Annotated in this window: 20 protein-coding genes and 2 tRNA genes; 12 read left to right on the forward strand and 10 right to left on the reverse strand. The window is 52.5% G+C overall.

The annotated features are described in order from the left end of the window. The 4 genes from INF28_RS11550 to INF28_RS11565 all read left to right on the forward strand — a co-directional run. Positions 1 to 304, forward strand: a 304-nt coding sequence (locus INF28_RS11550; RefSeq protein ID WP_226393616.1) for a hypothetical protein, incomplete at its 5' end; no start/stop codon positions are given. 258 nt (positions 305 to 562) lie between these two features. After that, complete coding sequence (locus tag INF28_RS11555) at positions 563 to 3,424, forward strand: FtsK/SpoIIIE family DNA translocase (protein WP_226393617.1); 2,862 nt, start codon at positions 563 to 565, stop codon at positions 3,422 to 3,424. Positions 3,425 to 3,650: 226 nt separating this feature from the next. After that, positions 3,651 to 3,926: an HU family DNA-binding protein gene (locus INF28_RS11560; RefSeq protein WP_226393618.1), complete on the forward strand. Its 276-nt coding sequence runs from the start codon at positions 3,651 to 3,653 to the stop codon at positions 3,924 to 3,926. A 171-nt stretch (positions 3,927 to 4,097) separates the two neighbouring features. Next, positions 4,098 to 4,304, forward strand: coding sequence for a DUF378 domain-containing protein (locus tag INF28_RS11565; protein ID WP_226393619.1), 207 nt, complete (start codon positions 4,098 to 4,100; stop codon positions 4,302 to 4,304). A 313-nt stretch (positions 4,305 to 4,617) separates the two neighbouring features. Here the strand turns inward: INF28_RS11565 and putP are convergent, their stop codons facing one another. The 4 genes from putP to INF28_RS11585 form a co-directional block, all read right to left on the reverse strand. Next, the gene (gene putP, locus INF28_RS11570; RefSeq protein WP_226393620.1) at positions 4,618 to 6,162 is read right to left on the reverse strand and encodes a sodium/proline symporter PutP; all 1,545 of its coding nucleotides are present in this window, start codon (positions 6,160 to 6,162) and stop codon (positions 4,618 to 4,620) included. 64 nt (positions 6,163 to 6,226) lie between these two features. Beyond that, positions 6,227 to 6,721, reverse strand: coding sequence for a hypothetical protein (locus INF28_RS11575; protein WP_226393621.1), 495 nt, complete (start codon positions 6,719 to 6,721; stop codon positions 6,227 to 6,229). Positions 6,722 to 7,015: 294 nt separating this feature from the next. After that, positions 7,016 to 7,198, reverse strand: a complete 183-nt coding sequence (locus INF28_RS11580) for a ribbon-helix-helix protein, CopG family (protein WP_226393622.1) — start codon at positions 7,196 to 7,198, stop codon at positions 7,016 to 7,018. Between the two features lie 52 nt (positions 7,199 to 7,250). Then, positions 7,251 to 8,474, reverse strand: a complete 1,224-nt coding sequence (locus INF28_RS11585; RefSeq protein WP_404815177.1) for a 6-phosphofructokinase — start codon at positions 8,472 to 8,474, stop codon at positions 7,251 to 7,253. Between the two features lie 276 nt (positions 8,475 to 8,750). Here INF28_RS11585 and INF28_RS12945 point away from each other — a divergent pair, with 276 nt between their 5' ends. From INF28_RS12945 to INF28_RS11605, 5 genes are all read left to right on the forward strand, one after another. Beyond that, complete coding sequence (locus INF28_RS12945) at positions 8,751 to 8,882, forward strand: hypothetical protein (protein ID WP_264175772.1); 132 nt, start codon at positions 8,751 to 8,753, stop codon at positions 8,880 to 8,882. 58 nt (positions 8,883 to 8,940) lie between these two features. After that, a complete protein-coding gene (locus INF28_RS11590; RefSeq protein ID WP_226393623.1) occupies positions 8,941 to 9,114 on the forward strand; it encodes a hypothetical protein in 174 nt (57 codons plus the stop codon). A gap of 210 nt (positions 9,115 to 9,324) precedes the next feature. Further along, positions 9,325 to 11,043, forward strand: coding sequence for a hypothetical protein (locus tag INF28_RS11595; protein ID WP_226393624.1), 1,719 nt, complete (start codon positions 9,325 to 9,327; stop codon positions 11,041 to 11,043). A 13-nt stretch (positions 11,044 to 11,056) separates the two neighbouring features. Next, complete coding sequence (locus tag INF28_RS11600) at positions 11,057 to 11,449, forward strand: phage holin family protein (protein WP_226393625.1); 393 nt, start codon at positions 11,057 to 11,059, stop codon at positions 11,447 to 11,449. Next, positions 11,433 to 12,269, forward strand: a complete 837-nt coding sequence (locus INF28_RS11605; protein ID WP_226393626.1) for an N-acetylmuramoyl-L-alanine amidase family protein — start codon at positions 11,433 to 11,435, stop codon at positions 12,267 to 12,269. The genes INF28_RS11600 and INF28_RS11605 overlap by 17 nt, the downstream gene beginning before the upstream one ends. Before the next feature lie 105 nt (positions 12,270 to 12,374). On the opposite strand, the gene INF28_RS11610 is transcribed toward INF28_RS11605, so the two are convergent. Both INF28_RS11610 and INF28_RS11615 read right to left on the reverse strand, forming a co-directional pair. Continuing rightward, entirely contained in the window at positions 12,375 to 14,021 is a 1,647-nt protein-coding gene (locus INF28_RS11610) for a collagen-like domain-containing protein (RefSeq protein ID WP_318961775.1), read from the reverse strand. 5 nt (positions 14,022 to 14,026) lie between these two features. Next, entirely contained in the window at positions 14,027 to 15,184 is a 1,158-nt protein-coding gene (locus INF28_RS11615; RefSeq protein ID WP_404815176.1) for a tetratricopeptide repeat-containing glycosyltransferase family 2 protein, read from the reverse strand. Positions 15,185 to 15,359: 175 nt separating this feature from the next. On the opposite strand from INF28_RS11615, the gene INF28_RS11620 reads away from it, so the two are divergent. After that, positions 15,360 to 15,435, forward strand: a tRNA-Ala gene (locus tag INF28_RS11620). Between the two features lie 340 nt (positions 15,436 to 15,775). On the opposite strand, the gene INF28_RS11625 is transcribed toward INF28_RS11620, so the two are convergent. From INF28_RS11625 to INF28_RS11635, 3 genes are all read right to left on the reverse strand, one after another. Then, entirely contained in the window at positions 15,776 to 16,744 is a 969-nt protein-coding gene (locus INF28_RS11625) for a zinc ribbon domain-containing protein (protein ID WP_226393627.1), read from the reverse strand. Positions 16,745 to 16,859: 115 nt separating this feature from the next. Continuing rightward, a complete protein-coding gene (locus tag INF28_RS11630; protein ID WP_226393628.1) occupies positions 16,860 to 19,256 on the reverse strand; it encodes a SpoIIE family protein phosphatase in 2,397 nt (798 codons plus the stop codon). Between the two features lie 86 nt (positions 19,257 to 19,342). Beyond that, positions 19,343 to 19,672, reverse strand: coding sequence for a hypothetical protein (locus INF28_RS11635; protein ID WP_226393629.1), 330 nt, complete (start codon positions 19,670 to 19,672; stop codon positions 19,343 to 19,345). A 368-nt stretch (positions 19,673 to 20,040) separates the two neighbouring features. On the opposite strand from INF28_RS11635, the gene INF28_RS11640 reads away from it, so the two are divergent. After that, a tRNA-Ser gene (locus INF28_RS11640) sits at positions 20,041 to 20,132 on the forward strand. Between the two features lie 127 nt (positions 20,133 to 20,259). On the opposite strand, the gene INF28_RS11645 is transcribed toward INF28_RS11640, so the two are convergent. Beyond that, positions 20,260 to 21,063: an AraC family transcriptional regulator gene (locus tag INF28_RS11645; protein ID WP_226393630.1), complete on the reverse strand. Its 804-nt coding sequence runs from the start codon at positions 21,061 to 21,063 to the stop codon at positions 20,260 to 20,262. Positions 21,064 to 21,162: 99 nt separating this feature from the next. On the opposite strand from INF28_RS11645, the gene INF28_RS11650 reads away from it, so the two are divergent. Further along, positions 21,163 to 22,881, forward strand: a complete 1,719-nt coding sequence (locus INF28_RS11650) for a glycoside hydrolase family 2 protein (protein ID WP_226393631.1) — start codon at positions 21,163 to 21,165, stop codon at positions 22,879 to 22,881. Positions 22,882 to 23,546 lie beyond the last annotated feature (665 nt).

Here is a 23,546-nt window from a genome sequence, read left to right on the forward strand (position 1 = left end):
GGATTTTCTTCTTATCTCTGCGGCTGCGGGCAGGAACTTTGTCTTTTCCTCAAATTCGCTCGGCAGTGGTGAAGCGCGTGCGCTTCTGGGAAGGAGGAGAAGCAAGGCAGCGGACGTAGTTTTGCCGCCTTTGGGCAAAACGGAATTGAGCGAACTTTGTAGGCGGCCGGGAACTTCGGCCGCAAAGGGCTTCCGAAAGGTGACCGGGCTAACGCCGGCAGAAGCTTGTGCAGGATTTTCTTCTTATCTCTGCGGCTGCGGGCAGGAACTTTGTCTTTTCCTCAAATTCGCTCGGCAGTGGTGAAGCGCGTGCGCTTCTGGGAAGGAGGAGAAGCAAGGCAGCGGACGTAGTTTTGCCGTTTTTCGACAAAACGGAGTAGAGCGAACTTTGCTTCTCCGACAATTTGATAGCAAACTGTAATATTACGACAAAAATATTTGTGTTATAATGGATATGTGAAAGTATGCACAATTTTCATTGCATCCGGGTTTTTCTCATAACACCGGATTTTTTGTGCTTGTATCTGATAATTACGGTCAAGAGAAGGAGATGTTTTCGTTTATGGCGCAGAAAAAGGGCGGCAAGGCAACCGCCGCTTCCAAATCCAAAAAACCGGCGGCCAAAAAACCGGCGGCCAAGGCGTCCGCCAAAACTGCGTCCAAGGCCGCAGGCGGCAGCGGGCGGCAGACGAATTCCGGGCGGACAGGCTCCGGTCGGCAGAATACTGCACGGCAAGGGTTGCCTCAGGAAAAAGGCGGCAGGAAAAAAACCCTTTCCAACGAAATCAAAGGGATTTTGATTATTGCCTGCGGCATCTTTCTGGCGTTTGCCTTTCTCACCTCCACCACCGGCGCAGTGGGGGCGGGGCTTCGCAATGTTTTTTATGGCCTGCTGGGCGTTTCCAGCGCGGTCAGTTGTATCTTTGTGGTTTTGACCGGCTTTAACGTATTTATGAACCACAGCCGGGGCAATGGTACGCGGATGCTGCTGCTTGCGGCCATGATTTTAAGCACCTCCGTTCTGGCGGCGCTGATCTCCAAGGATACGGCGCCGGTGCCGGGAGGCTTTATCGACCAGGTGGTCTCCCTGTACCAAAACGGCGTAGACAGCCACGGCGGCGGCGTTTTGGGCGGCGGGATCTGCAAGCTTTTGGTATTGCTCATCGGGGTCAGCGGCACCTGGGTGGTGGCCCTTGCGGCAGAGCTGATCTTTGGTATTTTGCTCACCGGCATCTCCTTAGAATCCCTGCTGCGCCGGGTGGCATTGGCTCTGCGCCGGAGTACGGAGAAGGTACGGCAGTACGCCCAGACAGAGGTAGAAACGGAAATGCTTCCCCAAGAGACAGAGGACAGCGAAAAACGCGGCGGACGGTTCCTTAGACGGCAGAAGGAAACGCCGGAGGAACCCAACGCGGCGCCCCACCGCACCAAATTTTTTGACGGCTATTTTTCGGGTCAGGAGACCATACCGGACCGGCAGGCGCCGCCGCCGGATTCCAGCCTGAAAGAACAGAGCCCGTCCGGGGAAACAGAACTTCTCCGGCGGTTTGAATTAAAAGAGGACGACGCTTTGTTTGACCAGATCCTGCCGCCGGAGGAAACGGCGGAGCTTTCCACAAAGCCCCTGCCCTTCCGGCTGGATAATATGAAAACCGGGGTTTTGAGCGAACTTCCGGAAACAGACCAAGACGGAAACGTCACTCCTGTGGAAAATCCGGAGGACGAAGACCCGGTATTTACCCCGCCCAGCCAGGCCCAGCTGGAGGATCAGCTGGACTCTGCCACCAAGGCGGCTTTGGAGGCGGGCATGCCCCTTGACCGGGCGGTTACCGCCGGAAAACGAATGGCAGCCGAATCCGGAACGGAAGAAGAAAATCCCATTGAAGAACAGATTACCGCGGCGGCCGCCGAACGGAACCGGATCACCACCTATTACATGCCCACCTTAGATCTGCTGGATCCCCCCAAGCCCCGCACCCGAACCCGGCAGGAAATTCGCTATGAATTAGAGGAAAAGGCCAACCGCCTGCTGGAAACCCTGCACAGCTTCAAGGTGGAGGCCACCATTATCAATATCACCCAAGGGCCGTCGGTTACCCGGTTTGAGCTTCAGCCCGGGTTTGGGGTAAAGGTCTCCAAGATTACCGGGCTGACCGACGACATTGCCCTGAGCCTTGCGGCGCCGGGGGTAAGAATCGAAGCCCCCATTCCGGGCAAGTCCGCCATTGGCATTGAGATCCCCAACAAGGATCCCAGCCCGGTTCCCATTCGGGAAGTGCTGGAGAGCGACAAGTTCCAGAACTTCCCCTCAAAGACCGCCTTTGCTCTGGGCAAGGACATTGCGGGCAGCTGTGTGGTGGCCGATATTGCCCGGTTCCCCCATATGCTGATTGCGGGGCAGACCGGCTCGGGTAAAAGCGTCTGTATCAACTCCCTGATTTTAAGTATTTTATTCAAGGCCCGTCCTGACGAGGTCAAGCTGATCATGGTAGACCCCAAGATGGTAGAGCTGGGGGTCTATAACGGGATTCCGCATCTGTTGATTCCGGTGGTAACCGATCCGCGGCACGCCGCCGGCGCCCTCAACTGGGCGGTAGGGGAGATGCAGAACCGCTATTCCCTGCTCAAGGACAACAATGTGCGAAACCTCAAGGGCTATAACGCCCTGATGGAGGAAAAAGGCGAGCCGGAATCCAAACTGCCGGAAATCGTCATTATCATCGACGAGTTTGCGGATCTAATGATGGCCGCCCGCAGTGAGGTGGAGGACGCCATTAACCGGCTGGCGGCGCTGGCCCGGGCGGCGGGAATGTATCTTATTATTGCCACCCAGCGGCCTACGGTCAATGTCATCACCGGCGTAATCAAGGCCAACATTCCCTCCCGTATCGCCTTTAACGTGGCGTCCCAGATTGACAGCCGCACCATTTTGGACGGTCCCGGCGCGGACAAGCTGCTGGGCCGGGGGGATATGCTCTATAGCCCCAGCGGATCCATGAAGCCCCAGCGAATCCAGGGCAACTTTGTCTCCGATCACGAAATCGAGCGGGTGGTGGAATTTGTCAAGGGTCAGTACGAGGCGGACTATGACGAGGAGATCATGGAAAACATTCAAAAGGAACAGGAAAAGGTAAACGCCAGCCTGGACGGCGCCGATACCGGAGACGACCAGCCCATGACCCGCGGCGGGAGCGATACCAAGGACGAGCTGTTTTTCCAGGCAGTGGAAATGGTATTGGACAATGGCCAAGCATCGGTGGCCATGTTCCAGCGGCGGTTTAAGATTGGTTACCAGCGGGCGGCACGGCTGATTGACCAGATGGAAGAACGGCGGATTATCGGCCCTTATGAGGGAACCAAGCCCCGGCAGGTGCTGATTACGCGGCAGGAATTTCTGGAAATGCAGATGAACGAGGGCCGCTGATTTCCTCAGCCTTGCCCTTGTTTCAAGGATAAAACGGCTCTTTTCCGTGAAAAAACAACAAAAAAATCGGCGGAAAGGATAGCGCAAACCCCGAAAAATTGTGCAAGTATACAAATTTTAGGCAATTTAAAAAAATATCTGGTATTTTTTTTGGTTTTATAGTACAATGTATGCAGTAAAATTATTTTGTTTTACGTATCATTATTTTTAAAGGAGATATGGAGAAATGAACAAACAAGAATTGGTTTCGGCTATCGCTGAAAAAGCAAACCTGTCCAAGAAGGACGCAGAAGCCGCTCTGGCCGCATTCATCAGCTCTGTTGAAGAGACCTTGAAGAAAGGCGAGAGAGTACAGTTAGTTGGTTTTGGCAGCTTTGAGGTAAGAGACAGAGCCGCAAGAGTGGGCAGAAACCCGCAGACTGGTGCGGAAATGAAAATCGAGGCCGCAAAGGTTCCTACCTTCAAGGCAGGCAGCAGTTTAAAAGAATTGATCAACAAATAAATGACGACCTCAGCCGTTTGGAGCAGCGCTCCAAACGGCTTTTTTTATTTGAAATTTTTCATTCAGAAAAATTTTTCTGAATGATTTTAGAAAAACAACACATAATAAAAACAGATATTTTTAAATATCGAGTCTTTCCATAGTCAAAAGACGAAAAGAAAGGAGAACATTATGGACACATTGGCACTCATACTGGTGATCATCGGAGCGCTGAACTGGGGAAGCATCGGCCTTTTTGGTCTTGACCTGGTGGGCGCGCTGTTCGGGGGCCAGCTTTCGGTGGTATCCCGGATCATCTTTACCATTGTGGCTCTGGGCGGTTTATGGGCCATTACCTTTTTCTTTAAGCAGAACGTGCTTGGAAAGGCAAAGGATTAACAGAGCAAAAAAGGGGACGGAGCCAAATGGCTCCGTCCTTCAGACTGTCGAAAAAGTCGTTATACCGCAAGCGAGATGATAAAAGCAAAATGCGCTTCCTTTTCATAAACTTTATGTTGTCGTATAAAATGACGCCGGATTCATCGAGAAACCGGCGTCATTGCTTGCTTTTCCCGCAATCGCTCTCTACCGTACCTTTGTACGCCGACGAAAGCGATTGCGGAAAATCTAACTTCCTTTTTCGGCATCTGCCAGCGTGTCGATACTTTATCGACACGCTGAAGGACGGAGCCAAATGGCTCCGTCCTTTTGATTAAATTTCTGCAGTTTTTGCCGCATCGTACTGCGTTGCCACATCATCAGGGAGTTTGGTCAAAAGGCTGAACACCACAATGGCAATGCAGGAGAGCAGGAAGGCGGGCACCAGTTCGTATACATCAAAAATGCCGCCCTGTGCAAAATACCAGATCAGATCCGAAATACCGCCCACCAGGACGCCGGCAATGGCGCCTTGGACGGTCATTCTCCGCCAGTACAGGGAGAAAAGAATGCACGGGCCAAAGGCCGCACCAAAGCCGCCCCATGCCATGGACACCAGCTCGAACACCGAGCTTTCGGGCTTCATGGCCAGCAGCATGGCAATCAGCGAAACGACAATGACCGCACCCCGGCTGATCCAGACCATCTTTTTCTGTGACGGTTCTTTCTTTGCCACCGAACAGTAGAAGTCCTCAGTGATGGACGAAGCGGTGACCAGAAGCTGGGAATCCGCCGTGCTCATGATAGCCGCCAGAATGGCGGTGAGGAATACGCCGCAGAGAATAATGCTGATCACATTATTGGAGGCGCCGAAAATACTCTGGATCAGCACCATAAAGATCTTTTCCTTATCCCCTGCCACCAGGTTGGCAAGATCGCCGGCCATACCGGCATGGACATACAGACAGCCCAGTGCGCCGATGATAACGGCACAGGCCAGGGTCAGCACCACCCAAACGGTGGCGATCACCCGTGCGGGCTGGATCTCTTTGGAAGACCGAATGGCCATAAACCGGGTGAGAATATGGGGCTGGCCAAAATACCCAAGCCCCCAGCCAATGCTGGAGATCAGCAAAAGTACATTCACCGTGCCGCCCGTGTCCCGGGGCAGCCAGGAGAATACCTCGCCGGTGACGGCCGCCATTCCCTTAAACTGAATGGCGGTCTGCTCCCAGCCGCCTAACTTGAAAATCAGCAGAAACGGCATAACCACGATCACGCAGAACATGATAATCCCCTGCACCAGATCGGTCCAGGCCACCGCTTTGAACCCGCCCAAAAAGGTATAGCCGATAATAATCACACCGCCGATCAGCAGGCCGATGTGATAAGGCACGCCGAAAGCGGCTTCAAACAGCTTGGCGCCGGCGGCGAACTGGGATGCGGTGTAAACCAGGAAAAATACCATGATAAACACAGACGACGCAATCCGCAGGATTTTTGTTTTATCTTTGAACCGGTTTTCAAAATACACCGGCAGGGTGATGGAATCGTTTGAGACCTGGGTTTGTTTCCGCAGCCGCTTTGCCACGAACAGCCAGTTTAAATATGTACCGATCAAAAGTCCGATGGCGGTCCAGGCCGCCTCGGTGGTCCCGGTAAACAGGGCATAGGCCGTGCCGGGCAGACCCAAAAGGAGCCATCCGCTCATATCGGAGGCCTGGGCGGACATAGCCGCCACCCATTTGTTGAGGCTTCTGCCGCCCAGGAAATAGTCGGCCATATCCTCGTTCTTCTTATAAAATCCCAGACCGATCAGCAGCATAATAATGAGATAGACTGCCAGAACGGCAAACTGGATCACAAGCTTGTAGTTCATTTTTTCTCCCTCTCTCTTTGGTAAAAATCAAATTACGGGCGCCCAAAGCCCGGCCGCCGAACGACTATTCCGCCCGGCTGAGTACTACGGCATAGTTTCCGGCTTTCACGGTCAAGGTATCCTCGGTAACGGTCACCGGAATCTTCTCAAAGGCCTGCGGCAGAACCCCGCCGCTGATTTTGATGGTGGTGTCCGAATCAAAGGCATATTCCGCCGACAAAAAGCTTATCTTGATCTTTCCGGCCTCGGTAAACTCCAGGGTGGTACCGGAAGACAGCGCTTTTTGCAACAGGCCGGTAACGCTGGCGTCCGATGCCTGGATCTGGCTGACATCGATTTTGTTCCCGTTTCCGTCCTCGGCGTGGTCAAAAGCCCATTTTCCCACAATCAGTTCCTGTGGGGTTTTGGGAACCGGCGTGGCAGAAGGCTCGGTCACATAGACCGCTGTTGGGCCGTCCGCACCGCCGATTTTGCTGACCGCGTTCCAAAGGGAACAGCCGCTCAGCAGGGCAGCGGAAACCGTCACTGCCGCACACAGGGCAATTATTTTCTTTTTCATAGTTTCACATCCTCGCACATAAGATAAGACGATTTTACCACAATCCCCGCCGTTTGTAAAGCACAAAAGAAGCGCACGCGCAGGGCTCCCGCAAAAGCGAAGCTTTTGTGGGAAAGAGGAGGAATGACGAAGCGCAGGAGCTTTCGGCGTTCTTTGCCGAAACGACAAGAGCGCAGTACATTCCAACGAGCCGAACAAATTTGAGGAAAAGACAAAGTTCCTGCCCGCAGCCACGGGATAAAGCGGAAATCTGGTCATTTTTTGATATGCTTGTCAGCTAATATTTTCCTTTGTTTACTCTTCAATTTCAATATTATCTATTGAATTTTCTAATAATATATTTATAAGTTCATTTCTTGAATGATTACTCTCAGCAGAAATATGATCAATTTTTTTCAAAATATTTTCTTTTATTCTGATAGATATGATTTTATATCCATCATCTCCGCGTTTTTTAATTTTTATTATATTTTTCATTCTGGTTGCGGTATCACGACTTTTTCGACAGTCTGCGGCTCAGGTGAAGCATTTACTCTTCCCGAAGGAACAGGTGGCGGGGCAGACCGCCCACCATAAAGGGTGCCAGTTCGCCGATGATCAGCGGCCGGCTGTATTCCAAAAACGCATCGGTAACCCCGGTGCCGTCCTGGGTAATCCAGGCGTCAGGAACTGTTTTTTCTGTATTTGCAATTTTATACACATCACAGGTCTCCATCAAAATCTGATAGGGCTCGTTAGAAACCCGGCGGAAAATCACCATTTCCCCGGAATGTCCTTTGAGGGCGGCGCGCATGGCCTGAGAACCTGCCATAAAGGCCTCTGTCATATCCCGGCGGGACACCAGATGGGAGGCACAGCGCTGCAGCGTGTTAAACACGATCCCCCTTGCCTTGATCCCCAACCGCCGGCGCACCAGATCGGACAGGTACAGGGCAGAACCGGTAATAATTTTATGTCCAAAGGCATCGGCAGGGCTTACATCCCCTTCGCAGACATAACGGCCATCTTTATCCCGCAGGGCTTCCGATACGGCAGCGATAACCGTCTTCTTCTCCTTGCGCAGTTTCTCGATCCGCTCTAAAAACAATTCGGCATCAAAAGGCCGCTCCGGCAGGCAGATAAGATCCGGGCCAGCGCAGTCCTCTCCTTTTGATAAGGCGGAGGCTGCAGTCAGCCAGCCGGCATTCCTGCCCATAATCTCCACAATGGTCACCGATTCCATATTATATACGTCACTGTCACAAATGATCTCCTTCATGGCAGAGGCCACATACTTGGCGGCACTGCCATAGCCGGGCGTATGATCGGTTTCGGCAAGGTCGTTGTCAATGGTTTTGGGAACCCCCATAAACCGGATTTCACTCTTAATGCTAAGGGCATAGGCGGACAGCTTCATGATGGTATCCATAGAGTCGTTGCCGCCGATATAGATGACATATTTCACATTCAGCTTGTCCAAAATGGCAAACAGCCGGCGGTAAGGCTTTTCATCCTGCCGCATATCAGGAAGCTTGAATCGGCAGCTGCCCAAAAACGAAGACGGCGTCCGCTTGAGAAGCTCGATGTCAAGGTCACTGGTAATGTGTTTGCCAAGATCCACATATTCCTCCTTTAAAAGGCCTTCAATGCCGTTGCGCATACCGTAAACCGTAGTAACGCCGGCTTCTCTTGCCGCCTGAAATACCCCAACCAGGCTGGCGTTGATAACCGACGTGGGGCCGCCGGACTGTCCTACCATTACATTTCCCTGTATCATAATCTGCTCCATTCCGCCCGCAGTTTTGGTAAAAATCGAAGCAAAACCCCAGCGGCGGGCCCGCCGAATTTTGCATATCGTATCTATTATACTCAATTTTTCAGTTTTTTTCAACTCTTTTCTTTTTTTGCAAACCCATGCGCCCTGGTCGGAGCAAGAAAGCGGACGAATGTTTTGCCGCCTTTGGGCAAAACGGAGCCAAGCGAACTTTGCAGGCGGGCGGGCTCTTCGGCCGCAGGGCTCCCGAAAAGTGACGGCCGGTGGCCGCACTTTTTGGGAAAGAGGAGAAGCAAGGAAGCGGACGTAGTTTTGCCGCCTTTGGGCAAAACGGAGTTAAGCGAACTTTGCTTCGACGAGGACGCAGGGCAAAACACAAATACCGCAGTTTGTAGGCGCAGTTTGTAGGCGGCCGGGTCCTTCGGCCGCAGGGCTCCCGAAAAGTGACGGCCGGTGGCCGCACTTTTTGGGAAAGAGGAGAAGCAAGGAAGCGGACGTAGTTTTGCCGCCTTTGGGCAAAACGGAGTTAAGCGAACTTTGCAGGCGGCCGGGTTCTTCGGCCGCAGGGCTCCCGAAAAGTGACGGCCGATGGCCGCACTTTTTGGGAAAGAGGAGACGGTTTGCCAAAAAAGCGCTGTAAAAATAGCGCTCGGTTTTTGAGCGCAAAGGGCTCCCGAAAAGTGACGGCCGATGGCCGCACTTTTTGGGAAAGAGGAGACGGTTTGCCAAAAAAGCGCTGTCCCGGCCAAAAGCCGGGCGAGCAAATGGCAAACCGGCGACGTGGCAGCACATGACAGACAAAATATAGTATACTCCATGTAGACGAAAAAACAGCAAAGGAGTGATAGCCATGTCATTATGGTACGACAAAAAGGGCAAGGAGTATGCCACAAAAGGCCCAACCAGCTGGATCAAGTATTATGCAGAGTATTTGGTCAGCAACCTCAGGGACCAAATGGACGCCCGGCTGACCCGGCACTATGATGGGACAGAGGGCCGGCACAGAGCGGAGGACATTGACTTTGACGAAAGCGCGACCGTGAAAGAAATGCTGGAAACCGAAACCTCCCAGCGCAAGGCGGAAGACGCGCTGATCCGCGGCTCGCTTCAAACAGAATCTCAGACCCGGGCGTCCGAGGACGCAAGGCTGGCGGCCCAGATCGCATCGGGAGAAGAGCTGACCCAGGCGGCGCTTGACAAAAAGGTGGACAAAATTGAAGGCAAAGGCCTTTCTGCAAACGATTATACCGATGCAGAAAAATCCAAACTTTCGGGTATTGAAGCAGGCGCCCAGGTGAACAGCGTGACCAGCGTGGCGGGCCGCATCGGCGCGGTGACCCTCAGCAAAGGGGACGTGGGCCTTTCCAATGTAGACAACACCGCAGACCTTGCCAAGCCGATCTCCACTGCCACACAAGCGGCACTTAATCAAAAGGCGGACACCGCTTATGTGGACAGCACGGCGGCAGGCCTCGCCCAAAAAAGTGAGGTTCTGACCAAAACCAATACCGAAGCCTTTGCCCCCACCGGTGCTTATCAACCTGCCACCAAGAAATATGTGGACGATTCGGTCAGTGCGGCCGGCGGCGGCGATATGCTAAAGAGCGTATACGACCAGGACGGGGACGATGTTGTGGACAACGCCAAAGCCCTGGAAGGGCACAACGCCTCTTATTTTGCGGCGGCCAGCGCCCTTGACGGCTATGCGCAAAAGAACCATTCCGCTCAAACTACTGATTATGGTATAGGCAACACTGCTTATTACGGACATGTAAAACTTTGTGCAACCCTTACGCAGGCAAGTTATACTCCCGGCTATGCCCTTGCGGCCAGCCTGGGAAAAGTCCTTTCCGACCGGATCGCTGTATTGGAAAACGCCAAGCCACAGCCGCCTGCCCTCACCGCAGTCACCCCGGACGGAACGCAGATCGGCACTGCCGGCTGGACAGGCACGGGGTTTTTCTGCACCGCTTCCGGAACCAAATATACCGCCGGCAGCGAAATATCTGCCGCCATTTCCGGCTTCCAGCGGTTCTGCCTGCGTTTTGCAGACGCTGACAGCCGTGCCTGGACATTCTGGACGCCATACTTAGACGTAAACGGCAAGGCCTATCCGTTCTTCTATTCTGAAACCCGGGGTCTGTATGACGGCTTGATTCCGGCCACAACGCAGACGGCAGAGCAGGTGGTATCGGCCATTCGCTGGGAGAACACCACGCCGGTTACCATTCGATATGGTTTGTTGTCAAACGCCGTGATTTATGAATCGGAAAAGGACACCCAAACCGGAGAAACAACAAAAACCTATGTTTTGATGCGTGATACTGCGTCACTGATCAATAACGGCGGCGCATATTCGGAAAAGGACACCGGAATCCTGGAGGGAATCTACAAAGCAAACATTGATTTTTCTGCCATTGAGAATACGGCAATATTATGCAAACTGATGCTGACAGCGGATACCACCGGCGAAGGGAACATCACAATGATATCTGTCACCAGAATGATGCAGAAAATGTTAAACGGCAGCCCCTTGCCCATTGAAACGATAGACAACTTTACGGCATAAGGAGGCGACGAGCATGAATGAGATACAACAGCTGCAAAGCGTGTTTGAGGGTTTTGAGCTCAACGCCAACCTCCTGACCTGGGGGGTACTTTTAGGAATTCTGGCAGATTTCGCTACTGGAATTGCCAAGGGATATAAGGCGGACGGAAAGATCTCCTCGTCCAAACTGCGGGACGGCGGCTTTAAAAAAGCGGGTATGATGCTGGTGGTATTTTTGTCCTACGGCCTGTCCCTGCTGTTTAACGACAGCCGGCACATTATTTTTAACAGTGTGCAGGCGTATTACATCTACACAGAGCTTGTGAGCCTGATCGAAAACCTGATTTGTTTGGGGGTAGACGTGCCATGGATTCTCAGGAAGATTATCGGCGACAAAAAGGAGGACAAGCATGAAGATTTATCTTGATCCGGGCCACAATTACAGCGGCTTTGACACGGGGGCGGCGGCAAACGGCCTAAAGGAGCAGGAAATTACGTTTTTGATTGCCGAAAAGATAAAAGACCGCCTGGCGGCGGCAGGAGCAGAGGTGAAAATGAGCCGCAGTCAGATGACGGATAATTTAGGCGTCCGCTCGGTGGCTTCCAGCCTTTCCGCCCGAAGCGACGGCGCCAACCGCTGGGGGGCAGACCTGTTTGTCTCCATCCACTGTAACGCAGGGGGCGGCACCGGTTCGGAAACCTATGCCTACGCCGGCGGAATCACCGCCGGATACCGTCTGGCAGAAAACATCCAAACCGCCTTAAACGAGATAAACGGCCTGCCTGGCAGAGGGGTAAAGATCAATCCTGCCCTTGCGGTGCTGAAAAATACCAAAATGCCGGCGGCGCTGGTGGAAACGGCATTTATCGACCACGCGGCAGATGCGGCTCTGCTGAAAAGCGAAAACGGGCGGGAACGCATAGCACAGGCCATCTCAGAAGGCATTTGCCGCTATGCGGGACTACCCTGTCAAAAGGAGGAATTCACTGTGACACAGTATGAGGAATTAAAAACGGAAATCACGGCGCTCCGGCAGAGTCTGGAATCCGTGAAAGAGACGCTGGACAGTCTGAAATATCCGGCGCTTTGGAATTACATTGACCAAAACCTCCCGGTCTGGGCGGCGCCCACCGTGGAGAAGCTAACCAGCCGCGGCCTTCTGCAGGGCGATGAAAACGGCCTGGGACTGAGCGAGGAAATGCTGCGAATCCTGGTCATCTGCGACCGCTCCGGCGTATTTGATTAATAAGGAAAAGGGCTTGCGTATGTATCAGCTAAGGCCATCCCATGAATATAAAAGGAGGCTGCCGCTTGTGCTTTTTGCACTTGCGACAGCCCCTTATCAAACTGCCTATCGCAGAATCAAAGATACATCATCCAGATCCAAAGAATGGTTGTGCTCAGTCTGTGCCGAGAATGCCACTTCCGCCCAGAGGGTATCGGAAGGCGAAGGCACCGTAATTCCCCGATAATAGCTATATCCATAAGGAACAGACTGCTTGCCCAGCTGAACGTGCAGCGCAGGAGTACGAACGCCTTTGTCATTGATAAAGGTAACATTTGCATCCAATCCGGAAATGCATCCTTCCCCTCTTGTAAAGAAAGAGAAATCATAGCTGCGGTTCGGTTTTGCGGGCGCAATCTGCGCCAGCATAGCGCCGTTTTGCAGATTCACGGCGGAAGAACCAGAATGCACTCTGTTTGGCTTCTGCACCTGCGATACCGTACTGGGATCCGCAGCCGCCCAGCCATTGGGAACCCCCGCGGTAAACGCCTCCATGTTTCCATTGGTAAGCGCTTCTGTACTAACTGTATCCTCTCCATCAGATCCAGTTGCTCCAGTCGGGCCAGTCGGGCCTGTGGGGCCAGTTGCTCCCGTTACGCCGGTTACGCCAGTCGGGCCTGTGGGGCCTGTGGGGCCAGTTGCTCCCGTTACGCCAGTTACGCCAGTTGGGCCTGTCGGACCTGTGGGGCCCGTTACTCCCGTTACACCGGTTACACCAGTCGGGCCAGTTGGGCCGGTGGGGCCAGTTGCTCCGGTTACGCCGGTCGGGCCTGTGGGGCCGGTTGCTCCCGTTACACCAGTTACGCCAGTCGGGCCTGTGGGGCCGGTTGCTCCCGTTACACCGGTTACACCAGTCGGCCCAGTTGGGCCAATCGGACCTGTGGGGCCGGTGGGGCCGGTGGGGCCGGTTGCTCCCGTTACGCCGGTTACGCCAGTTGGGCCTGTCGGACCTGTGGGGCCGGTTGCTCCCGTTACACCGGTTACACCAGTCGGGCCAGTTGGGCCGGTGGGGCCAGTTGCTCCGGTTACGCCAGTGGGGCCAGTTGGGCCGGCGGGGCCAATCGGACCTGTGGGGCCGGTGGGGCCGGTGAGGCCGGTGGCTCCCGTTACGCCAGTTACACCAGTCGGCCCGGTGGGGCCAGTTGCTCCCGTTACACCGGTTACACCAGTCGGGCCTGTGGGGCCAGTTGCTCCCGTTACACCGGTTACACCAGTCGGCCCAGTCGAACCCGTGGGGCCGGTTGCTCCCGTTACACCGGTTACGCCAGTCGGGCCGGTGGGGCCAGTTGCTCCCGTTACGCCGGTTACACCAGTCGGCCCAGTTGGGCCTGTCGGACCTGTGGGGCCGGTCGCTCCCGTTGCGCCGGTTACACCAGTCGGGCCTGTGGGGCCGGCGGCTCCCGTTACACCGGTTACGCCAGTCGGCCCTGTGGGGCCGGTGGGGCCAGTTGCTCCGGATAATCCCGTGGGGCCGGTGGCTCCCTTAAGGCCCATAGGGCCAGTCGGGCCGGTGGCTCCGGTTGCTCCCCTGAACCCCATGGGGCCCATGGGGCCGGTGGGACCTATGGGGCCGGTGGGACCGGTAGGACCTGTAGGGCCGATGAGGCAGCCGCAACGGCGGCATCTTCTTTCTTTGCAGGAGCCTGAGCATCTGGATTTTTGGCCTGCGGCCAATTGATTTAACAAATAACTAATTTCATCTTGATAACTCATACCTGTCACTCCTTTTTAGCGGAATCTCCGTCATGGCGGAGACGGTCGAAATATACTTTATTAGCCTGATAAGCCTGGGAATCGGGCTGATATTTCCCAGCCAGTTCGTTATAAGCCTCTGCGCGTTTGGTATCGCCCAGGCGGTCATAACAGACGCAAAGTTGAATGCTGGGCAGATAACCATAGCATTCGGTACGGATAAATCCGCCGCGGTCGGCTTGATAGGGACAGCCAAGGGCGGTTTCGTACCAATAGGCAGCCAGTCGGAACTGGTTATCCTCCATAAACAGCCGGCCCAGTTCGCAGCAGATTTCAGCCCGTGGGGTATCCAGCATAAAACTGCGAAACAGAACACGGAAAGCCATTTCCCGCTGACCCATCATATGGTAACAATAGGACAGGATTCTGCAAGCATCGATTTTATTCTCGATCCAGCCGCCGCTGTCTCTCCAAAAGGCTTCCAAGGCGCCGACAGCTTCAGGATAGCGGCCGTGCTCGTAGAGTTCGCGGCCGTAATAAAATCGGGTACGAGGGGAAATGTCGCCGGGATCGTTCATCATTTTTTCCAGGATACGCAGGTTACGGTCAGGATCAGAGGGGCGCAGTTTAAAATGGGAGACTGCGGCGCTGCCGTAAATCACGTTACCGATTGGGACGATAGCCTCATGGACACGGCCCTGCCAGCGGTAATCGGGGGAATTTTTAACAATACGTTCCCTATAATACCAAAAGCTTGGGGTGTTATCCGGATGAAAAGCGATATGATAGGGAAGCATAATTACATCCACGCTGGGGTCAAGATCCTCTTTCAGGCGAAGGAACCGGGTTCGGTCGGCTGGAAGAATCACATCATCGGCATCCAGCCACAGACAATACTGCATACTGGCCTTGGAAAAGGAAAAATTACGCGCGGCGGCAAAATCGTCCTGCCAGGGAAAAGAAAACACCTTATCGGTATAGCGGCGGGCAATATCGGCGGTAGCGTCCTGAGACCCGGTATCGACGATAATAATTTCGTCCGCGACAGGTGCGGCAGAGGCCAGACAGCGGTCTAAGACCTCCTCTTCATTTTTGACAATCATACATAAGCTAATGGTAACAGCCATGCCGTTCACCCCTTCTGCTGCTGAATTAAGCCGGGGATTCCGGCTCAGTAACATCATATGCAGACAGGCTGAAAAGGTTCCGGGCCTGTACAAAAAACATACTTTGCTTATTGGCGCCAGAGGAAAGAGAAATTTTTATCTGCCGGGAATTGACTTTTAATGAAGAATGTGCTATACTATACTTTGTTCATTGTGCAGAACGGTGTGCGTTTCCTGTTCTGCCCTATCTCTTGGGCTTGTAGCTTAGCTGGGAAAGCGCCGCGTTCGCAACGCGGAGACCGAGGGTTCGAATCCCTTCAGGTCCACCAGAAACGGGACGGATAATATCCGTCCCGTCAGACTGTCGAAAAAGTCGTTATACCGCAAGCGAGATGATAAAACCAAATACGCTTCTTTTTCATAAGTTTGATATTTTTGCAGAAAATGACGCCGGATTCATCGAGAAACCGGCGTCATTGCTTGCTTTTTCCGCAATCGCTCTCTACCGTACTTTTGTACGCCGACGAAAGCGATTACGAAAAATCTAACTTCCTTTTTCGGCATCTGCCAGCGTGTCGATACTTTATCGACACGCTGACGGGACGGATAATATCCGTCCCGTTTTTTTTGTATAAAAAAGCCGCCGGACAAATGCCGGCGGCGAAATATTTAACGATATTGCATAGGCGCAGAAGAGTCAGGCGTCTCGGTCCATTCATCAAAGATACCGGGAAGCTGGTCATGATTCCGGGGTGTGTGCATATATCCGGAAGCAAAATGAATGATCAGAACCAGTACGGTAACAGCAACCATAATTCCCACCGAAGCCAGGGCGCCGATGAGAACCACAGGCAGTCTGCGCCGAAGAACCTTTTCATTTTTAAGGAATAGAATTGTAAAGATCAGGTTAACGGCAAACACAGCCAGCGTCAGGCCCGGGACGGCTGTCAAGGAAATATTATCCTGCATCAGGTTTAAATTGGACGCCAGCACAATGGTATAAATCTGCAAAACAAGGGTCAGTACCATTCCAAGAACACTGCCTGCAATGCCCAAGGCGGCAAGCACAGTATTTTTTCTCCACGCGCCAATCCACGCGGCCGTGATCAGCCCTATGGCAAGAATCATACCGGTGAGTACAAAAACAAAGAGGACAGAAATGGAACCGTTGTTTAAAAGTCCCAGTTGTGCCAGTGCCTCGCTGACGTCGCCGATTTCAAACAAAGAAAAGGAAATCACGCCCTGCACAAAGAAGGTTCCAAAAGGGATACTGATCCATGGCAGGAACATCAAAAGGACAACCACCAGTGCGCTGACAGTCATGCCAATGGTTTCCAGTTTTTCTTTTTTGGGTTTTGTTTCCTGTACAATATAGGGAGGAACAAACCCGCCGCCATAGTTCTGGCTATAGCCCTGCTGGCCGGCTTCCTGGGTATAACCCTGCTGACCCGCTTCCTGGGTATAGCCCTGCTGGCCGGCTTCCGGCGTATAGCCCTGCTGGCCGGCTTCCGGGGTAACGTTTTGCTGGAATTCCTGCTGTGTATTTTCCGAAGCGGCAAACTCTTTGACAGGGGCGCCGCAGTGACCGCAGAACCGTGCGTCATCGGGGAGTTTGCTGCCGCATTTTCTACAAAACATAATCATTCACCTCGCCTATACTATAGCACGAATTTTGGGTATCGTCAACCATTTTTTACCTATAGTATAACGCTGTGGCAGAAAAAATCCGTCCTGCCCAGTTCCGCATACTCGCTTACCGTGTTTGGGCAACAGCGCGGAGTACAATTACAGTCATATCGTCGTCAGCCTGACCGCCTTTAAGGGTAACGGCTTTATCCATGATCCGGTCTGCCAGTTCACGGACGGGGACATCGCCGCCGGCGTTTTCCACGGTCTGGCGGATCCAGCCGTCCTTGCCGTCGCCGCGGACCTCAAGGCCGTCGCTGACCATGACAATGGTATCTCCCGGGTTGAGGGTATGGGCAAAGGTTTCAATTTCCACATCCGAAATGATACCCACGGGCAAAGAAGCGGCCCGAATGGTTTCGGTTTTTCCGCCGCACTTGATATAGCTGGGTTCGGCGCCGTTTTTAATAAATTCAGCCTCACCGGTATAGAGGTCAATCATGCACATATCGACGGTGGCAAAAGCCTCGCCGGCGGACTTCATGACCATGGCGGAATTAATCAGCCGGACAGCAACCGTTTTATCAAAACCGGCGTCCATAAACTCCTCGAGGAGATGGACAATGGCGCCGCTTTCCCTTCCGGCACGGCGGCCGGTGCCCATGCCATCACTGAGGGTGGCAATAAACTTACCGCCCCGGAGGGTATTGAGCATATGGGAATCGCCGGATTCTCCGTCCTCTCCGGGTTTTCCAGCGCAGGCAAAACCGGCGCTGATGGAGAGCCGGGGCGCTTCCTGAAACCGGAGGGTAACGGAATCGGTATTTTCAGAAGGGGTGGCGCCGGCAAACACAAAGGCAGTCCCCAGCACACTTTTTAGGACAGCAGGGGCGCCCAGACGGGCCGCTTTGAGGTGCTGTGCCGTGATGGACATACGTACCGATTTTTTTCCTTCGGGCGTGCGCATGACACTGACATGGAGAACAGGAATTTCCTTGGCTTTCATCCGGCACCGCAGCTCCTCGGCCGCCAGCTGGTCAAAGACGGCGTCCTGGGCGAGTTCTTCGGAAATAGAGGTAAAAATCCGGCTGACGCCGCGGAACTGCTGGCTGACGAGTTCGCGGTTTTCGCAGAGCTTGGTTTTCCAGACCTGATTGATTTTGTAAACTTCAAACAGACGGTTCATCTCCCGGATCATGGTTTCGGCATGAAGGCATTTGGCGGTAAATCTGGAATCCGCGTCAGCGGCAGTCAGGCTGCCTTTTCGCTCCATGATCTCGAGGAACCGAAAAAGGGTTTTATAACTGTCATTAAAGTTTCGATCCCAGCAATCGGAGGCACGAGGGCAGGATCTGCAGACCCGGTTGACAGCGGTATCGAACAAAACAGCGATTTCGTGCTGATCGGCCTGATCCTGGGTATCGGAAAGCTGAACAAAGGTGTCCGCCAGGGATTGAAAAGAAGCGGCGGCCAGAGCCAGTTTTGCCTGTACGTGCTCTTTATAGGGTTGGTCAGCATCAGAACCCGAAAGCGGAAATCCGGTAAACCTGCGCAAAACCGCAAAGACCTGATCCGGCAGAAGCGCAAGAATTCCGGCGGCTGCTGCGGCTTCGTAAATATGTACCACAGGATACGGATCTGAAAGGGTATAATAAAGGGTAAGGCAAATGCCGGAAGCGGCCAGGCCGGCGGCGGCAGGATATTTGCCTTTTTTTGCGCAAAAGCCGGAAACCATGGAACAAACGCTGAAAACAGCAAGGTAAGGAAACAGGCCGCCCTGGATTCCCAAAAGCAGTCCGGTGCCCATGCCCAAAACAGCGGCGCTGAGCACACCGCCGGAAACCGCGGCCGCACCGGCAAGAAGCAGCCCCAGCACGTTTGCAGCGGAAAAATAGCCGGCAAAGGGCAGATTTTGAAAGCTTAAAAGGAGAATGCCCGCCAAAACACAAAGGCTGAGCTTTTCCTCGTTATCGGGAACCCGGGTAAGAATATTCTTGCCGGAAAGAATGCTCCGGCCCCGGTCAAAGGCCAGCACACTCATGGCAGTAATACCTAAATCCAACGCCGCCAGGATGAACCCGCTGGCGGAAAACCCAGTCCAAAGCATCATGCCCAAATCTACCAAAACCACCAGAGCGGCGGCAGAAAACAAAGCAGAGCGAAGGGACAATTCTTCTTTCCGGTCCAGGAAAAACAGAAACACTTCATAAATGAGACAAGCGCCGGCGTACCGGGCCATCTGCCAGCCGCCAGCGGAAAGACTGCCCAAAACCACCATCAGAGCGGCCAGCAGGCTTTGCAGAGAAAACCGCCGCTGCATGGTTAAAAACGCCAGTCCAAAAGGGGCAATGCCCGGCAAAGGGACTGCCCTTGCCGCCAAAAATCCCACCGCGTCAATACAGACGTCTGTCAAAGACAGGTCCGGCCGGGGCGGAACAGACCGACTCTTTTTTTCCCGCGGCATTAATGTCATTTCCATAAATTTCATCTGATTTGTATTTTTGATTTCTTTTGTTTCTTTCACACCAACCACCTCCGTAAAATACATGGGTATTATAACCATAATTTTCCATTTAATATGTCGAAAGCAGGAGGTGAGAGTAAAAAATTTCAAAATTTTTCCAAAATGAAGGAAAAAAGGTTGGTAAAAAGGTAGGCAACGGAGAAGAAAGCGGCAACTGCGCCGAAAACGGAGAGGCAGCGGAACAGAATTTTTAAACGGCGGGAAGGTTTTTTATGGAGCTGGGCGCGGGACAGCGGGGAACTGAGGGTTTTGGAATAGGCGTCAATGATGTTTTGGGCATCGGTAACAATGCGGTAGCCGGAGTCCTGGAGTGCGGAGGGGGATCCGGCGCCGCGGAGAATAAAGATGGCCTGTTCGATGGTATCGGACTCAATATCGCGGATAATGACAACGTTTTTAGACTTTTTTTCTTTCATAGGGATCGCCTTTCTGCCGCTGTATTCGGCTGAAGATTGGATATATCCTCCCGGCGGGGAGGATAGGCTATGGCGAGCCGCCGGCAAAAGGGCAGCCGGTATGGCGGCATGCCGATTGGGCCTGCGCCATAGCGCCTTTGCTTTTGGCGGTACGTCAGTCCACAGGGCCAACGCCCGTACATCATACCGCCGGAAGCCGGAGGGGGGAGGTTTTGGCGTGCAGGTCCGCCATAGATAATAGAAGTATGGTCCAGAAATGGTAAGAATATACAGAAAGAAAAAAATTTTTAAAAAATGAAAAGAAAAGCTTGCAATTTTAAAAAAACGTGGTATAATAAATAGGTGACTTTTCGAGAGCACCTAAAAATGGAGAGGTGGTCGAGATGGTTTAAGGCGCAGCATTGGAAATGCTGTGTACGTTAATAGCGTACCGTGGGTTCGAATCCCATCCTCTCCTCCACGTCGGAGCAAAGTTCGCTTTGCTCCGTTTTTTTATGCAGAAAAACAGCCGCCCATCGCTTACTTTAACCAGATTTAAATTTTTCGTCTCCTCTTTCCCAAAAAGCAGCATCTTTTCACGGTAAAAATCAAATGCCCCGACGGCGGTACTCGGTGGGGCTCATGCCGGTTTTTTTCCGAAACAGGCCGGAAAAATAGTGCTCGTCCGAAAACCCCAGCGCCTTTGCCGCCGCCTTGACACTCATGCCCGTCCCTTTCAGAAAAAGCCGGGCCCGCTCCATCTTTTGCTCCAGCAGGTATTCATAGGGCGTTTTTCCATAAGCCGCCTTAAAAATCCGGATGGTTTGAGATACGCTTTTGGAAATCACCTCCGCCATCTCACTGGTGCTGACATTTTCCATCACCTTTTTGTCAAGATACGCCCGCAGGATTCCGGCCTCCCCCTCCTCCGGGACGGCCGCTGTACTTTTTGCCAGAAACTGTACCAGTCCCAGCAGCTCCCCCGCACAGGCGGTTTGGATTTCATAGGGGGTCAGATCATCCCTTTGGCAGATCTGATGCATATGCCGGATATACGAACTGCCGTCGCAGGCCGGAAACAGCACCTTCCGGCTGAGCCCATACAGCCTAAGAAGCTGAAGGGCCAGCTCCCCGGTGCAGTTAACCCAGATTTTTACCCAGGGGTTCTCCCCGTCTGACGCGTAATCGTGCTTCTCTCCCTCCGGCAAAAGATACATATCCCCCCCTTGGGGATAGACAGTCTGACTGCCGCAGTGCACCGTACCGCAGCCGGACACCACATATTCAATACAGGTCACATCCGATACCGCACGGTGTATATGATAACTTCCATCACAGTATGACGTCCCCGTCATCAGAACACAAAAAGGAAGCCCCTCCCAAAACGGCGGGGATATAATTTCCTCTCGCATGCGCATATTCCTCACTTTATAATAATATTTTCCGCTTTACATGGCTATATTATAGCACTATAATATAAGTATGTAAATACTTTTGAAGGAGTGAGAAAAATGAAATGTCCAAGAGCAGAACATCCAAACCCCCAGTGGGAAAGAGAAAACTGGCTGTGTCTGAACGGCCAGTGGGAATTTGACTTTGACTTTGGCAAATCGGCCTTAGACCGAAAATTATATGAAGGCGGACCGCTTTCCAAAACCATTACGGTGCCCTTCTGCCCCGAAAGCAAGCTGTCCGGCATTGGCTATACCGACTTTATCCCGGCGGTGGTCTACCGCAAAACGGTGACCCTGACCGAAGAACAGGCATCTGGCCGGGTTCTGCTTCACTTTGGCGCAGTGGACTATGAAACCTGGGTTTATGTCAACGGGAAATCCGTCTGCCGCCATCGAGGCGGCTACACCCCCTTTGAGGCGGACATCACCGAGGTGGTCAAAGCCGGTGAAAATACCATTTTTGTCTATGCAGAAGACGATATCCGCAGCGGAAAACAGTGCGGCGGCAAGCAGAGCCACAAATTTCAGTCCCACGGCTGTTTTTATACCCGGGTTACCGGCATTTGGCAGACCGTATGGCTGGAGTTTGTGCCCAAGGCCTATATCCTTTCTGCCAAGTATGAAACCCACCCGGACAGCGCCTCTATCACGGTCCGGGGAAAAACCAGCGGAAGCGGCATGGTTACCTTAAAGACCAGCTTTGAAGGCGAAGAGACCGGCAGCGCAGAGGTATACAGCACCGGTGATTTTTCAGCAGTGATTCCGCTTTCCCGCACAGAGCTTTGGGAGCTTGGAAACGGCCGGCTGTATGACCTGACCCTCTCCATGGGCGATGATACCGTACACAGCTATTTTGGCCTGCGCAGTGTTGGGCTTGAGGGCATGAAGTTTGTGCTGAATAAAAAGACCGTATTTCAGCGGCTGGTACTGGATCAGGGATATTATCCCGACGGCATCTATACCGCACCTGATGAGGCGGCCCTTGTGAAGGACATTGCCATCTCCATGGAGCTTGGTTTTAACGGCGCACGGCTGCACCAAAAACTGTTTGAGCCCCGGTTCCTGTACCACTGTGACAAAATGGGATATATGGTATGGGATGAGTATGGCAACTGGAACTTTGACTGTGCCGCACCGGATGCGCTGAACCGTTTCCTAAAAGCATGGCTGGAAGTCCTTGACCGTGACGGCAACCACCCCTCGGTCATTGGCTGGTGTCCTTTTAACGAAACCTGGGATTACGCAGAAAACGAGCATAAAAACGAATTGCTCTCCTCCATCTATGAGGTGACCAAAGCGGTGGATCCTACCCGGCCCTGCATTGACGCAAGCGGTCTGTATCACGCAAAGACGGATATTTTTGACGTACACGACTATACGGGAGACCCAGAGACCTTTGCCGGATATTTTGCCGGGATTGCCGACGGAGTTCTGCTTGACCAAATCGAGCGAAACCCAAATTGGAAAAGCAGACAGCACTATAACGGCGAGCCGGTATTTGTCAGCGAGTACGGCGGCATCCAGTGGAGCGGCAAGCAGGAAGGCGACGCCTGGGGCTATGGGGATGCGCCCAAAACCCCGGAAGAATTTATAAAGCGCTACCAGGGCGTGACCGATGTTTTGCTGCAGCATCCCCTGATCATGGGCTTTTGCTATACCCAGCTTTATGATGTGGAGCAGGAGCAAAACGGGCTTTATACCTATGAACGCCAGCCCAAGTTTGATCCGGAGATTTTCAGAAAGATCAATCAGCAGCCTGCGGCAATTGAGGAATAAAAAACAGGGATGGGTTTATAAGCCCGTCCCTGTTTCTGTATCTGTTAGATGCTCGCCTTGCGCTTCCAGGGCACAAGGCAGTGCGCTATGCCGAAAGCCGGGTCAACCCCGTTCGATATTCATCACTTGCTATTGAGTATTCATATCCACCTTTTTAGCTAAATCCTCCTAGGCTATTTCTTTTCCTATTTTTTAACCTGATTAAAAGTTTAAAAATTTATTTTTTCCAATGATATTAATTTTTTAATAATAGTAAAGACTTGCATTTTTCTTTTATTTATTATAAAATATAAATATAAAATTTATATACTTTCATCAATAGCCTTTTTTGCCTAGCCTGCAGCTGTATTTCTTAAAAATTTTTTAAAAGCCTCTGTCTGCAAAAACACTTTCTTCGCTTTAATTCTCTTTTCATACTGAAAAATATTTGTTTTGTCATAGTTAAATAGTGGACAAAAGAATCCAAATATTAACTTTGACAAAACGCCAAGAATATTTTATGAATAAAAGGAAGATAAATAATACAAATGATACACATTGGACTGCCCCAATTTGTGCGGACAGTACAAAAACGCCCTTGATGGTAGGATAAATTAAAGATTTAAGCAATATACTGACTTCGTTTTTCAAGCGGAGTCAGTATTGTTTTTATTTGTATTCTTTCG

It is taken from the genome of Ructibacterium gallinarum (assembly GCF_014982785.1).
In the GTDB taxonomy this organism is placed as follows: Bacteria; Bacillota; Clostridia; order Monoglobales; family Monoglobaceae; genus Ructibacterium; species Ructibacterium gallinarum.